This window comes from Pararhodospirillum photometricum DSM 122 (genome assembly GCF_000284415.1).
In the GTDB taxonomy this organism is placed as follows: Bacteria; Pseudomonadota; Alphaproteobacteria; order Rhodospirillales; family Rhodospirillaceae; genus Pararhodospirillum; species Pararhodospirillum photometricum.
The window spans coordinates 2,762,407-2,775,165 of the sequence record NC_017059.1; the positions used below are offsets into that span (position 1 = coordinate 2,762,407).

The window sequence follows — 12,759 nt, forward strand, 5'->3', positions numbered from 1 at the left end:
TCAGCCCTGGGACAGTCCCAGGGGCGGGGGGAGGCTCAAGACCCGCTCGGTCGGCAGCGAGATCATCACGCGCGTGCCCTGTCCCACCTTGCTGTCCAGGCGCAACGTGCCGCCATGCTTTTCGACGAGAGCTTTGGCCAAGGGCAGGCCGAGGCCCGTTCCCTCGTGGCGGCGGGTGTCAGCGGCATCGACTTGGTGGAACGGTCTCAAGACGAGATCCAGGTGTTCGGGCGGGATGCCGATGCCCGTGTCCGCGACCATCAGCACCAAGCCACCATTGGCTTCCTGGCCGACGGTGACGGTAATCTGTCCGCCTTCCTGGGTGAACTTGACGGCATTCGAGAGCAGGTTAAGAATAATCTGGCGGATAGCCCGCTCATCGGCCCGTACCCAGGACTGTTCATCAAGAAAAAGGGTATCGACCTGAAGATTTTTTTCGCGAGCCCGGCCGCGCAGCATGCGCTCGCATGCCGCGATGACCTCAGCGATATTGACGGGCTGCTCGTGCAAATCGTAGGTCCCGGATTCAATTTTGGCCACATCCAGGATATCGTTGATCAGGTCGAGGAGGTGCATGGCCGATAGGTGAATGTCGCGGGCGTATTCTTTTTGTCGGGCCACAAGGGGACCGTGGACCCCGCCGATCAGCATGTCGGAAAAGCCGATGATAGCGTTGAGAGGGGTGCGCAACTCGTGGCTCATGTTGGCCAGGAACTGGGTCTTGGCCCGGTTGGCGAGATCCGAGGCCTGGGTCGCCGCCAGGAGTTCGCTTTTGCGGGCCGAGAGATCGGCAACCACGTGGTTGAGCGTTTGCAACTGACGGCGCACCCGGGCCACCAGCACGAGGATCAGGGCCGAGACTGCCCCCATCACCCCGATGTAGAGGGGCACGCTGTTCCACCACTCGCGCAGGACCGCGTCGCGCGAGACCGACACCGACACGATCACCGGCCACATCCCCACCTTGGACCACGCCATGAGGCGACGCCGGCCATCAATGCCATCCGCCGACGCGTCGCTGCCCTCAGTCGCCCCGGCGAGGATGGCCTTGAACAGGCGCGAGCCGCTTTGATCGGTGCCAATAAAGCGCTCATATTCCGGTGTACGCAACAACAGCATGCCATCCGCGCGCATCACGGAAATGGCCCCCTCGTTTTCGAGCTTGAAGCCGGTATAGATCTCATCAAGGGCCGCCGGATCAACCACGGCCGTGACCACCCCGGCAAACCGGCCGCCGACATCCGAGAGCCGCCGGCTGATGCTGATAAACCACGTGCCACTCGTGCGCCCGAGCACCGGCCGGCCAATGAATAACGTGGCCGGACCCTCGCCCACATGGGCGCGGAAGTAGTCCCGGTCCGAGAGATCGAGAACCGCTGGGGTACTGACTTGGCTGTCGTGGAGGAGCATGCCGTCCCGGTCGGTGACTATCAGGGCGCGGACCATGGGCAGCAAAGCGGTTTCGCGCTCGAGAAAAGCCCGAACCTCCGGGGCGCCTCGCACGCGGCCATCGGGGCGCAGGGCCAGGACTTCGTCGGTATTGGCCAGAACAATATTGACCCGCGAGACGGTGGCCTCGACCTGCTCGCGCACCGCTTGGCGCAAGCTAACCACGGTCGCCTCGGCCGAGGTCAACATTTGCTGACGGTCGTTATAGAGCGTGACGGCCAGCGCCACGTTGAAGGCAACAAGGACCACCCCCGAGAGGATGCTTAACGTCCGTCCCGACGCCAGCGTTCGAGCAGGCCGCTTTTCCTGCGCCGACCGAAAGCGGGAAAACCGCCCCGTCTTGGGGAGGGCGCTGGATGTGTCGTGTGCCATGCCCATCCTCGCGGTGCCGTCATGCCGTTCCCTGGGCGTCTATCCTGAGAATAGCACACCCGTCCCAAGGGATGCCACCAAAGGGATCCGTTCGAGAACGACATGACCGGCGTTGGGCGAACCCCTGTTTCTTTTGAAAGGGGGGAGAGGGATCTGGGGAAGCCACCCTCCCCAGCCTTCTCTCCTTGCTAAGGAGCCTCCCGGCTTTCAGGCCATGCTAGAGAACCGAATCCACCCACTCGAACAGCTTTTGCTTGGGCAGGGCGCCGATCTTGGTGGCGGCCACCTGACCCCCTTTGAAAATCATCAAGGTGGGAATCCCGCGCACGCCATATTTGGAGGGGGTTTGTGGGTTGTCATCGATATTGACCTTGGCCACGGTCAGTACCTCGCCGCGCTGGGTGGCCAGCTCCTCCAGGGCCGGGGCGATCTGGCGGCAAGGACCGCACCACTCGGCCCAGAAATCGACCAGGACCGGGCCCTCGGCCTTCAGGACATCCTCCTCAAAGGAGGCGTCGGAAACCTGTTTCATGGTTTTATCCTTCTCCTGGCGCCGCTGGCCGCGGCGCGCGCGCTGCTTTGAATTTAGGGACCCTTTTTGCGGCCCGTCAAGGCAGCGCCAACGGGGCAGCGGGAAGGCTGGGGAGGCAGGCCTCCCCAGACCCCTCGATTCCTGGGGTATGCCGCGCGCGAAGGGCCTGCATAACTGTGGGGTCTGGGGAGGCCTGCCTCCCCAGCCTTCAAGGCCCCTGGCCGGATCTCTTGACGCAATATTTGACAGTGCTAATTTAGTTTTATCAAATGTTCCGGGCGCGCCCGGACGCCAAGGGGAGAGAACCAATGTCGATTGATCGGATTGTGTTGGCCTTCGCCGGGACCGTGGTGCTCGTGAGCGTCGCGCTTGCCCTGTTCGCCGGGATGACCTGGGCCTTGTGGATCACCGGCTTTGTCGGGCTCAACATGCTGCAAGCGGCGTTCACCCGGTTTTGCCCGTTGGCCATGATCTTGAAGCGTTTGGGTGTGCGGCCGGGCGCGGCGTTTTCGTAAGAAGGCTGGGGAGGCCGGCGCCTCCCCAGACCCTTTCGTTTCTTGGGGCGTCAGGGGCGCCTTGGCATGCGAAACGGCAGTAGCCAGGGGACCCAGCGGCTGGTCAGGCGGTCGAGGTCCAGGCTTTCATGGACCGAGCGGACGGTCTCTCCGTGGAACACCGACTCGACAAGGGAGCGGGTATAAAAAGGCGTGTCCTCCAGGGTTTCGACCACCCGGGCCGGGCCGGTGCTGCGAATACCTCGCGCCACGCCCCACGACGGGCCGGCCGGCAGCGCGGCGGGCGGGGGCGGCGCTACCTCTTCCCATTGGCCCTCGGGGGTCAGACGCAGCGACAGCAGGCGGGCCGGGCCGCGGTGGGGGCGGGGTGTAAGGTCGTAGAGCAAGGCACAGCCGCCGTCGGCGAGGTCGCCTCGCGACCAGTCCCAGCGCTGGAAGGCATCTTGCATCGGCTCGTCGCCGTCGTTGGTATCAAAATAGGCCGAGCCGCTCCAGCGGGCCGCCGGGGCGTCCAGATCCACCTCGATGCGGGCGCGGGGCCACACCGGGCGCCAGCGATGCCGCCCCTCGGCATCCAGGAAGAAGGTTCGGTTGTTTTGGAGCACCGGCCGCACGGTGAGGCGGCCACGCAGGGGCTTGGGCACCGGGGCCATGCGTTCGTCAAGGGTGACGCTGAGACCGTCTTCGGTCCACGACAAGGCGCTGGGGCCGATGGTGAGGCGGGTCGTGTCGCGCGCAAGCGCACGCCGGCCACGCTCGGTCATGGTCCAGCCCTGGGGGGCGCCGTAGAGGGCCACGTTGATCGCGACGTGATCGTGGGGATCCTTGCGCCCCGCCCAGGCATAATAAGGAGAGAAGACGCTGCCGATGAAGGCGATCAGGGTCAGCCCCGAGCGTCCATCGTCGGACAAGGCGTCCACATACCACCACAGATAGCCGCCCGGTTTTACCGAGCGCATGAGGTCAGGGCCTGCAGGGCCGCCCGTGCCGCCAGCCGGCCCGAGAGCACCGCCATCGGAATCCCCGGCCCCGGATGGACCCCGCCCCCCGCGACCCACAGGCCCGGCAGCGCCGTCGCGCTCCCCATCCGACCGAAGGAGGCGTTCCAGCCGTGGGTCGAGCGGCCGTACAGGGCTCCCCCCGTGCCGGGAAACATCGTGTTGAAGTCGCGCGGTGTCGTCACCCGTGGGCCTGGGTCCTGGGGCCGGATCCGACAGCCGCAGCGCTCCATCACCGCGAAGGTGCGGGCTTGGCATTGGGCGATCTCCTTGTCGTCGAAGGGATGGCGGTCCCCGGTGGCCGGGGCATTGATCAAAATCAGCAAGCGCTCGGGGCCGCAGGGCGGCGGGCCCTCGGCGCCGTCGCGGTCCTGGGCGCAAAGATACACGGTGGGCTCGGGGGGCAGGACCCGGCGTTGGGTCAGGGCCGCGAATTCGCCCGCATAATCCGGCGGAAAAAAGACCGTGTGCCGGGTTAAGGGAAAGCCTTCAACCTCGGCTTCCAGGGCCCACGTCACGGCACTGAGCGAGCGGTCGGCTGGGGTAATGCCCGGCTGGGCGCGGGCCGCCTCGGGGCCCAAGGTGCCAGCGGCCAGCGAGGCCAGATCGGTGTTGGCGATCACCGCCGAGGCCTCCAGCCGGCTGCCATCGGCCAAACGCACGCCACTGACCCGGCCCTGGCGGACCTCCAGGCCGGTGGCGGCGGTGTTAAAGCGCAGGTCGGCCCCTTTCTGGCGGGCGAGATCGGCCAGGGCCTCGGCCAGCCGGCTCATGCCGCCCTCCACCAGCCACACGCCTTCTTGCTCGACGTGGGCGATGAGCATCAAGGTTGCCGGGGCATCAAAGGGCGATGACCCCACGTAGGTGGCATAGCGGGCGAACAGTTGGCGCAGCCGGGGGTCGTGAAAAAAATCGCCCAGGGTTTTCCAAAGCGTGGTGAAGGGGGCGATGCGGGCCAGGTCGGCCAGCCCCTTGGCGCCCATACGGCGCATCAGGCCGACCGGGGTGGGGCGCGGCGCCTCGATGAACGTCGGTTTGAGCAGATCGTGGATCTCGCGGGCCCGGGCCCGGAACAGGCGAAAGCGCCGGGCCTCGGCCGCGCCACACAAGGCGCCGATCTCGGCCTCGGTGCGCTCGGGATCGGCGTGCAGGTCGAGCCGCCCCCCCTGGGTCCAGGCATGACGGGCGAGCAAGGAGGCGCTGTGAAGGGTCAGCGCGTCGTCGAGCCGGCTGCCGGCGTCGGCAAACAGGCTCTCGAATACCCAGCGCATGGTCAACACCGTCGGCCCGGCGTCGATCTCGACCGTGCCGACGCGCTGTTGGCGGAGCTTGCCACCGGGGGAGCTGGCCTGTTCCACCACGGTAACAGGGACGCCCCGGGCCGCCAAGTCGAGCGCCGCCGCCAGCCCCCCCATGCCGGCGCCGATAACCACGACCCTCTTTTCCGACATGCGTCCCCCTAAAGTCTCAGAGCCCCGCCCGGTTTGTGGCTTTTTTCGGGACGCGGGGTGTCCCAATCGGCATTGACTTGACCCTATCAAATGTCCAAAGTGCCTAACAGTCGCAAGTGGCACAGATCATTGACAATTGCCGGTGGCGGGAGGAATTTGATGGACCCAAGGCAGCGCATCGACCAGGCCCTGGAACGGGCCCTGGGCCGCACGACGGCTCCCGGGGCGCCCCCCTTGCTTGCTCAGGCGATGCGTCACGCGGTGTTCCCGGGCGGGGGACGCTTTCGGCCGCGCCTGACGCTGGGGGTCGCTTTAGCCTGTGGCGATGACGCCCCGGAGCTGACCGACGCCGCCGCCGTGGCGATCGAGATGTTGCATTGCGCGTCTCTCGTGCACGACGATCTGCCGTGTTTCGACGACGCGGACATGCGCCGGGGCCAGCCCTCGGTGCACAAGGCTTTTGGCGAGCCGCTGGCCGTGCTGGCCGGCGACGGCCTGATTCTCCTGTCCTTCCAGAACCTCGCCGAGGCGGCGGCCCTGCATCCGCAGCGTCTGGGAACCCTGGTCAGTCTGGTGGCCGATGCGGTGGGCGTGCCCAACGGCATCGTGGCCGGTCAGGCCTGGGAGAGCGAACCGGAGGTCGAGATCAACGACTACCAGCGCGCCAAGACGGCGGCCTTGTTCGCGGCCGCCACCATGGCCGGCGCGGCCGCCGCGGGCGGCGTGGCGGCCGATTGGCGGATCCTGGGCGAGCGCCTGGGCGAGGCTTATCAGGTGGCCGACGACTTGCGCGATGTGGCCTCGGATCCCGAGACCCTGGGCAAGCCGGTGGGCCAGGACGCGGCGCTCGGGCGTCCCAACGCCGTGGCCCAGTTCGGGGTTGCCGGCGCCGTGGGCCGCCTCAAGGGCCTGATCGACGAAGCCGTGACCAGCATTCCCGACTGCGCCGGGGCCCAGGCGCTGCGGGCCCTGATCCGCAAAGAGTCCGAGAGCTTCCTGCCGCAGGCCCTGGCCTCCTACGCGGCCTGACATCCCGAGGGGTCTGGGGAGGCCAGCCTCCCCAGCCTTTCCTGCCCCAAGGGTTGGGAGGGAACGGCCCATGCGCCTCTCTGACGCCTTCCTCACGTGGCGCGACCGCGTGTTGTCCTCCCCCGGCTTTCAGCGCTGGGCGGCTTCCTTCCCCCTGACCCGCCCCTTGGCCCGCTCCCAGGAGCGCCGGCTGTTCGATCTGGTGGCGGGCTTTGTCCACTCCCAGGTGTTGAGCGCCTGTGTCCAGCTTGACCTCTTCTCCCGCCTGACCCAGCCCCAGACCCCCGACGCCCTGGCCCAAGCCCTGACCTTGCCGCCCGACGCCTTGACCCGTCTGTTGGACGCGGCGATCGCCTTGGGTCTGTTGGAGACGCGCGCCGAGGGGCGGGTCGGCCTGGGGATGCTGGGGGCGGCCCTGCTGGGCAATCCCGGGGCCGTGGCCATGATCGAGCATCACGCCTTGCTCTATCGCGATCTTGCCGATCCGGTGGCCCTGCTGCGCGGCCCGCCGCCGGGAGGGACCGCGTTGGCGCGCTACTGGGCTTATGGCACCCAGGAGGCCGGGGAGGTGGCCGCCTATTCCACCTTGATGGCGGCCTCCAACAGTCTGGTCAGCGCCGATATTCTCGATGCGTGGCCCTTGGCCGGCACGCGGCGCCTGCTCGATATCGGGGGCGGGGAGGGGGTGTTCTTGGAGGCGGCCCTGCGCCGCGCCCCGGCCCTGGAGGGGATGTTGTTTGATCTGCCCGCCGTGGCCGCGCGCGCCGAGGAAACTTGAGAGGAGCTGTCCCTAGTACGAGAGGACCGGGATGGACATCCCTCTGGTGTACCAGTTGTCACGCCCGTGGCATCGCTGGGTAGCTAAGGATGGACAGGATAACCGCTGAAAGCATCTAAGCGGGAAGCCTCCCTCGAAACCAGGTTTCCCTATCAGGACCGTGGTAGACCACCACGTTGATAGGCCGGGTGTGGAAGCGCAGTAATGCGTGAAGCTAACCGGTACTAATCGTCCGATCGGCTTGATAAACGCGCAGCGGCCAGGCCGGCCCTAGCGCTTGTAAATTCCCATAACGACATCACAGACGGCTTCGATGGCTTGGTGGTCATGGCGAACAGGAAACACCCGATCCCATCCCGAACTCGGCCGTGAAACTGTTCAGCGCCAATGGTACTGCGTCTTAAGGCGTGGGAGAGTCGGTCGCCGCCAGGCCTTCAAAGCCGTCTGTCAAAGAAACCCTCTTAAGAAAGCCCGCTCCGGTGATTCCGGGGCGGGTTTTTTCGTTTGCGCAAAATTAAGGCTGGGGAGGCGAGCCTCCCCGGCCTTCCTTTCATCTCAGCCCCTCCAGGCGAACAAAGGCCGCAGCGCAGGCTTGACCCAGTGGGCTCTGGAGTTCTCCGGCCTCTTCCAAAAAGCGGTGCATCCGCCGCCAGAAATCAAGAGCCGCCGCCACGTCCCCCCGGCTTTCCTCCAGCCCCGCGAGGTCCTGGGCAAGGTGAGCCGCCGCCAAGGGGTTTCCAAGGCCCTCTTGCAGCACCAGGGCCTCGCGCAGAAGATCCGCAGCAGCATGCCACTCGCCCCGGTGCAAGGCCACGCCCCCCAGGCGTCCCAGGAGTCGAGCCTCCTCCGGGCGATCCCCCAGCGCGGTCATCAGCGACAGGGCGTAGCGCCAATAGGTCTCGGCTCCCTCAGGATCACCAACCCGCGTATGCAAAACCGCCAGCAGGTCACACACCGCCGCCACACCGGCTCGGTCACCCTGCCCTTCATAAAGGTCGAGCGCCGTCAGAAAATGGCCATGGGCGCCCTCCACATCGCTCTCCACCGTCATTTGACGCCCAAGCAGGGCGTGGGCACGGGCCAGAGACCCCGGGGCAGATAACCCTGCGGCGGTTCCCAGGGCCTGGGAGAGCAACGCTATCGTTCCCTCGGTTCGGGCTTCGTGCATGGCCTGGGCACAAAGGTCCAAGGCACGGTCCAGGGCTTCCCGCGCCAGCATCTCCTCCTGCCCCGCCGCCATCCCCTGCGCATAGGTCAGCCACGTTGAGGCATCGGCGTGGGGCGGCGGCGAAGGGGGCAAGGGCGGCGCTTGGGGCGCGAGAGAAACGGGCGCGGACGGGCCAACAGGCCTGAGGGGGCCAACCGGATGGGCCGGCTCTTTGGAAGCGGAAGGAGGCTTGGGGCGGCGTCGGCTCAACACCAGACCAACGCCACCACCGGCGACGGCACCAATCACGATCAACCAGGGGCCCAGGCTGTCCAGCACAGCAATCCCTTTACAAGAACGGCGCCCCCGCCCAACGCCGGAACCAGGGGGGCGACGGCAAAAGAAACTCAAAGAGGCCGGGCGTAAGACCCCAGTTCGGCCACCACCGCCTCGTACAAGGCGCGTTTAAACGGCACAATGCGTTCCACCAAACTCGCGACCGGCACCCAGGCCCAAGCGCGAAATTCGGGATGAGCCGTCTCCAGGCAGATGTCCGCGTCCACCCCGGTGAAGCGCATGGCATACCATTTTTGAGTTTGGCCCTTATAGCGCCCGCGCCACAGGCCGCCTTGCAGGGGAGTCGGCAGGTCATATGTCAGCCAATCCCGGGTTTCCCCCATGATGGTGGCCTTGTTGGTGCCGATTTCTTCTTCCAGTTCGCGCAGAGCGGCTTGCTCGGGGCTTTCTCCGGCGTCGATGCCCCCTTGGGGCATTTGCCAAGCCTCGCCCTTGACGTCGATGCGCTGGGCCGCGAACACTTGCCCCTGGGCGTTGATCAGCATGATCCCCACCCCCCGGCGATAGGCAGGATCAGGAGTCGGCTGCGGTTCAATCATCGGGAGGCTCCGTTATCGGGGGTCAGCACCAGGGCCGATACCGGGGCCAGGGCAAATCCCCGGGCGTCCAGGCCGGCCAACCAGCGCGTCGCCCGGTACAGGGCCAGGGGCGAGGCGCTGAGGGTGCCAATGGCAAAGCCCTGCGCCCGCGCCGTGTCTTCCAGGCCGGCCAGACGCTCGTCAATGGCTCGCTGAAAGGCCGGGTTGTCCAGGACCGTGGTTGCGATGTTGACCGGAGGCGCCACATCGGCGTTGGCGTTGACCGCCCTGGGGGCGCCTCGATGAACATAGAGCAGGCCCCGGGCCTTGAGGCTTTCCAGCAAGGGCCGCAGCGCCGTTGGTGTGTCGGTGTATCGTCCGGCATGAGTGGCCAGCACCCCGACATAGCCGCCAGCACTGGCCAGCGCGCTTTCCAGGCGCTTGCGGTTTTCCAACTCGGAGACGGCGGTGATCAGGCCCAGGGCCCCGGGGTCCATGGTCGGGAACCCAACGGGCTCGGTCGGGACTTCCAGCAACGTTTCGTGGCCCATCTGTCGGGCCCGGCCCATCCACATGGGGAGGTTGCTGGCATAGGGCGAAAACGCCAGCGTGACATCTGGCGGCATCTGGGCGATCGCCGCCTGGGTCGCCGAGGTGCGCATGCCAAGGCCGGTCACGATCAACGCAATGCGCGGCGCCGACGCGTTGCCGGTAAAGGGCCGCGCGTAGGTTCGCCAGGGCACGCGACCATCCTGGGCAATCACCGGCAGCAGCCCATGGTCAGAGGCTTTCTAGCAAATCGCTGAGGGGGGCATCAGGCAGAGGCTTGGCTCCGAAGGATCCCGGCGCCGGGAGATCGGCAAACGTCGGCATGCGCCTCCGTTTATTTGTCAAAGCACCCGACCGCGSCCAGGAAAGGACGCCAGTGTTTGCGGTAACACCAGATCATCAAAGGAAGGAGTCGCGGCGGCCGCGTACAGGGGGGTGGTGGCGCTCTCGCGTCCCGGCGCCGGGGTGTCTGGCGGGCTATGGGCCTGGGTGGCCGGGTCAGCCGCCGCGTCCAGGGGCACGCGCTGGCCCGAGGGCGTGAGGCCGCCCTGGCCATCGGGGCCGGAACTGATCAGGACCAGCAAGGCTCGCGCCGTCTCGGGCGGTGTCACGCTGGGGTCGCGGCCCAAAACCAGGAGGCCGCCGCGTTGGGTCGCCGCCGTTGGCACCGCGCACGGTAACGGGGTGGTGATCTGGGCAGCATTGACGGCGTAGAGCAACCGGCGTCCCCAGCCATCCCCGCCGTCTTCCGGCATCAGCCCCAAGGTGCGCCATGGCAAGGCCCCGAAGACGTAGCGACCCGCCGCGTTGGTGCTGTCCGGGCAGGGGGCTGCCACGCCGCTGGGGTCAGTGGCCGCCGCCGGGCAGGGGAGGGTCCGCAGCGCCAAGTAATAGCCCTTGAGCGCCAGATCGGCCCGCGCCAGCCGTTCCTCGGTCACATGACGGCGCCGCTCCTCCAAGATTCCCGGGGCCAACCGCAGCCCCCCCGCCAGAATCAAGCCAAACAGACCCAGGGCGAGGGCCACATCCAGCAACACCGTGCCGGCCCGCTCCCCCGGTGTCTTCAAGAAAGGAGGGGTCTGGACAGGCTTCGCCTCCCCAGCCTTCCTTTTTTTCCTGCGCCTCTCACAACGCTTACTGACACTCCAGCCGGGCAATGCGCCCCCTAGCGTCCAGAAACACACTAAGCCGGGCCGGGTCGCGCGGATCGCTGAGAATGCTGCCATCGGGAATGATCCGATGCGGCAGCGGCAGGTCCGACACCCGCAAGGTCGGCCCTACCGGCGCCGACGCGGTGCTGCCAATCAACAAGGCGCCAACGCGATCTTGAAAGCCGGGTCTCCGTCCGCTGTGACATTGGCGGGCATGGCGACGATCTTGGAATATCGGCGGCGAAGGCATGCACTTTCTATATCTCATTCTATCCTGAGATCCCGGGAGACAAACGTCCGGTTCTGGGCGTCGAGATCGGACGGGGCATCGCCGAAACACTTTGCCTCAACCGCCGGCACCCCTTCCAGGCACTTGTTGGTCGAGAACACCAAGGCGTCGAAAGGCACGCGCGCCGGGTCCAGGGGCAGAACGCCAAACGCGCTCATGGCATCAATGATCAGGCGCACGCCGGCTTGGGCGAGAACCGCAGCCACGTCCTCCACCGGATTGAGCAGGCCGGTCGAGGTTTCCACCTGGACCACGGCGGCGTGGGTGAAGGGGCCCTCGGTCGCCACAGCGCGGGCCACCGCCTCGGGGGTGACCGGCTGGGTCTCGTCCACCGCCAGCACGGCATGGGGCAGGCCGGCGCGGGTGCAGATGTCCACCATGCGTCGGCCATAGGCGCCATTGACCAGGATCAGGATCCGGCCCGTGCGACCGACCAAGGTCAGAAGGGCCGCCTCCACCGCGGTGGTGCCGCTGCCTTGGACCGGCACGACCGTATGGGCCTCCCCCGCCCCCGCGATACGATGCAGCCGGGCGCGGATCTCGGCCGTAAGGGCGCGGAAGTCCCCATCCCAGGATCCCCAGTCGTGCAGCATCGCTTGCTTGACCGTGTCGGTGGTGCTGAGGGGGCCGGGGGTGAGCAGCCAGGCAAAGGGCGGGGCAGACATGTGGGGGCTCCGGGCAAGGGGAAGAAGGGGGGAGACGGGGAGGGGGAGACGGGGAGGGGAGAGGGGGAGGGGAGGGGCGGGGAGGGGCGGGGAGCGAGGAGGGGGCGGCCCCCCGCAGAACGACAAGTCTTAGGAGGGCCGCTCTCCAGCTGCGAGGCGGGCTTCGATCGAGGTGATCACTGGGAGAAGGTCGGCCGCGGAAGGAATGACAAAATGGGCGCCAGCGGTGCGCAAGGTCGCCTCGGCCCGGGCGCGGCGCTGGGCTCGCTCGGCGGCGGGCAGGGCGGCCAGGGCGGCGGCGTCCAGGCCGATTTCGTTGCCGGTCTCGCTGACGCCCACGGTCCAGGTGCCGGCGTTGCGGCCTTCAAGCATATCCACGGCGGTGTCGCCGACCTTGACCACCGCCGCCGGCGGGACATCGCCCAAGCTGCTCATCAGCCAGAGCATCAGGGCCGGTCCCGGGCGCCCCGTGGGCAGATCACCGGCACAGGCCATGGCGTCGGGCACGACCCCCTGGCGGGCCGCGCTCGCTAGGCAGGGCTCCAGGACGGCCCGGGTGTAGCCGGTGGTGGTGCCGATCGCGATGCCCTGGTGCCGCAGCGCCGCGATCACCGGCGCCACCCCGGCGATCACCTCGGCATAGTCGGCAACGACCCGGGTTTGCAGCGGCAGGAACTGCTCATACAAGCGCTGGGCGTCGTGGTCATCGAAAGCCCGGCCGTGGACCGCAGGCCAGCGCGTCTCCAGCAAGGCGCCGATCGCCTTGATGTGGTCAAGCTTGGGCAGGCCCATGGGGGCGCGGGCCTCGGCCTCGCTCAGGGGCACCCCGGCCTCGGCGAACACCTGCTGGAAGATCGCCGCGGGGGCGCGGCTGCCGTGGTCGATGATCGTGCCCGCCCAGTCGAAAACCACCAGGCGGATCAAGGAGGGGGGGAGCGCTGTCACGGAGGGATCCTCAT

General features: G+C 67.3%; 14 protein-coding genes, 1 rRNA gene and 1 other annotated feature. Of the genes, 4 read left to right on the forward strand and 11 right to left on the reverse strand.

Annotated features, from left to right (window positions below; translation table 11 throughout):
• Positions 1-1,821 carry a sensor histidine kinase gene (locus tag RSPPHO_RS12390; protein ID WP_162138095.1) on the reverse strand — a complete coding sequence of 607 codons (1,821 nt, stop codon included), beginning with the start codon at positions 1,819-1,821 and terminating at the stop codon, positions 1-3.
• 217 nt (positions 1,822-2,038) lie between these two features.
• On the reverse strand, positions 2,039-2,353 hold the full coding sequence (gene trxA, locus RSPPHO_RS12395) for a thioredoxin TrxA (protein ID WP_041795391.1): 315 nt from the start codon (positions 2,351-2,353) through the stop codon (positions 2,039-2,041).
• A 308-nt stretch (positions 2,354-2,661) separates the two neighbouring features.
• Here trxA and RSPPHO_RS12400 point away from each other — a divergent pair, with 308 nt between their 5' ends.
• Positions 2,662-2,868, forward strand: a complete 207-nt coding sequence (locus tag RSPPHO_RS12400; protein WP_041795393.1) for a YgaP family membrane protein — start codon at positions 2,662-2,664, stop codon at positions 2,866-2,868.
• 50 nt (positions 2,869-2,918) lie between these two features.
• On the opposite strand, the gene RSPPHO_RS12405 is transcribed toward RSPPHO_RS12400, so the two are convergent.
• Positions 2,919-3,827 (reverse strand): carotenoid 1,2-hydratase, encoded by a 909-nt coding sequence (locus RSPPHO_RS12405; RefSeq protein WP_041795395.1) that lies wholly within the window; start codon positions 3,825-3,827, stop codon positions 2,919-2,921.
• Positions 3,815-5,317, reverse strand: coding sequence for a 1-hydroxycarotenoid 3,4-desaturase CrtD (gene crtD / locus RSPPHO_RS12410; protein ID WP_041795397.1), 1,503 nt, complete (start codon positions 5,315-5,317; stop codon positions 3,815-3,817). Before crtD ends, RSPPHO_RS12405 begins: the two co-directional genes overlap by 13 nt.
• 159 nt (positions 5,318-5,476) lie before the next feature.
• On the opposite strand from crtD, the gene RSPPHO_RS12415 reads away from it, so the two are divergent.
• The 3 genes from RSPPHO_RS12415 to rrf all read left to right on the forward strand — a co-directional run bounded on the left by RSPPHO_RS12415 (position 5,477) and on the right by rrf (position 7,556).
• Complete coding sequence (locus RSPPHO_RS12415) at positions 5,477-6,346, forward strand: polyprenyl synthetase family protein (protein ID WP_041795399.1); 870 nt, start codon at positions 5,477-5,479, stop codon at positions 6,344-6,346.
• A gap of 70 nt (positions 6,347-6,416) precedes the next feature.
• Positions 6,417-7,124 carry a methyltransferase gene (locus RSPPHO_RS19120; protein ID WP_051013865.1) on the forward strand — a complete coding sequence of 236 codons (708 nt, stop codon included), beginning with the start codon at positions 6,417-6,419 and terminating at the stop codon, positions 7,122-7,124.
• Positions 7,114-7,360: a sequence feature (23S ribosomal RNA rRNA prediction is too short), on the forward strand. Its footprint overlaps the gene before it by 11 nt.
• A gap of 81 nt (positions 7,361-7,441) precedes the next feature.
• A 5S ribosomal RNA gene (gene rrf, locus RSPPHO_RS12425) occupies positions 7,442-7,556 on the forward strand.
• Positions 7,557-7,674: 118 nt separating this feature from the next.
• Here the strand turns inward: rrf and RSPPHO_RS12430 are convergent.
• The 7 genes from RSPPHO_RS12430 to phnX form a co-directional block, all read right to left on the reverse strand.
• Positions 7,675-8,610, reverse strand: a complete 936-nt coding sequence (locus RSPPHO_RS12430; RefSeq protein WP_014415585.1) for a tetratricopeptide repeat protein — start codon at positions 8,608-8,610, stop codon at positions 7,675-7,677.
• Positions 8,611-8,678: 68 nt separating this feature from the next.
• On the reverse strand, positions 8,679-9,164 hold the full coding sequence (locus tag RSPPHO_RS12435; RefSeq protein ID WP_422610596.1) for an RNA pyrophosphohydrolase: 486 nt from the start codon (positions 9,162-9,164) through the stop codon (positions 8,679-8,681).
• Positions 9,164-9,889 carry a divergent polysaccharide deacetylase family protein gene (locus RSPPHO_RS12440; RefSeq protein WP_051013866.1) on the reverse strand — a complete coding sequence of 242 codons (726 nt, stop codon included), beginning with the start codon at positions 9,887-9,889 and terminating at the stop codon, positions 9,164-9,166. The genes RSPPHO_RS12435 and RSPPHO_RS12440 overlap by 1 nt, the downstream gene beginning before the upstream one ends.
• A 147-nt stretch (positions 9,890-10,036) precedes the next feature.
• On the reverse strand, positions 10,037-10,762 hold the full coding sequence (locus tag RSPPHO_RS12445; RefSeq protein WP_157879219.1) for a hypothetical protein: 726 nt from the start codon (positions 10,760-10,762) through the stop codon (positions 10,037-10,039).
• Between the two features lie 67 nt (positions 10,763-10,829).
• Positions 10,830-11,096, reverse strand: coding sequence for a hypothetical protein (locus RSPPHO_RS20085; RefSeq protein WP_242390490.1), 267 nt, complete (start codon positions 11,094-11,096; stop codon positions 10,830-10,832).
• A 14-nt stretch (positions 11,097-11,110) separates the two neighbouring features.
• Positions 11,111-11,800 (reverse strand): aminotransferase class V-fold PLP-dependent enzyme, encoded by a 690-nt coding sequence (locus RSPPHO_RS12455; protein WP_051013868.1) that lies wholly within the window; start codon positions 11,798-11,800, stop codon positions 11,111-11,113.
• A gap of 129 nt (positions 11,801-11,929) precedes the next feature.
• Positions 11,930-12,745 (reverse strand): phosphonoacetaldehyde hydrolase, encoded by an 816-nt coding sequence (phnX, locus tag RSPPHO_RS12460; protein WP_041795402.1) that lies wholly within the window; start codon positions 12,743-12,745, stop codon positions 11,930-11,932.
• Between the last annotated feature and the right edge of the window lie 14 nt (positions 12,746-12,759).

Excerpts from the sequence above, each read along its gene's own strand:
- RSPPHO_RS12405 (WP_041795395.1), bottom strand. The coding sequence starts at position 3,827 with ATGCGCTCGGTAAAACCGGGCGGCTATCTGTGGTGGTATGTGGACGCC.
- RSPPHO_RS12400 (WP_041795393.1), top strand. The coding sequence starts at position 2,662 with ATGTCGATTGATCGGATTGTGTTGGCCTTCGCCGGGACCGTGGTGCTC.
- RSPPHO_RS12415 (WP_041795399.1), top strand. The coding sequence starts at position 5,477 with ATGGACCCAAGGCAGCGCATCGACCAGGCCCTGGAACGGGCCCTGGGC.
- RSPPHO_RS20085 (WP_242390490.1), bottom strand. The coding sequence starts at position 11,096 with ATGCCTTCGCCGCCGATATTCCAAGATCGTCGCCATGCCCGCCAATGT.
- RSPPHO_RS12455 (WP_051013868.1), bottom strand. The coding sequence starts at position 11,800 with ATGTCTGCCCCGCCCTTTGCCTGGCTGCTCACCCCCGGCCCCCTCAGC.
- crtD (WP_041795397.1), bottom strand. The coding sequence starts at position 5,317 with ATGTCGGAAAAGAGGGTCGTGGTTATCGGCGCCGGCATGGGGGGGCTG.
- trxA (WP_041795391.1), bottom strand. The coding sequence starts at position 2,353 with ATGAAACAGGTTTCCGACGCCTCCTTTGAGGAGGATGTCCTGAAGGCC.
- RSPPHO_RS12390 (WP_162138095.1), bottom strand. The coding sequence starts at position 1,821 with ATGGCACACGACACATCCAGCGCCCTCCCCAAGACGGGGCGGTTTTCC.
- RSPPHO_RS19120 (WP_051013865.1), top strand. The coding sequence starts at position 6,417 with ATGCGCCTCTCTGACGCCTTCCTCACGTGGCGCGACCGCGTGTTGTCC.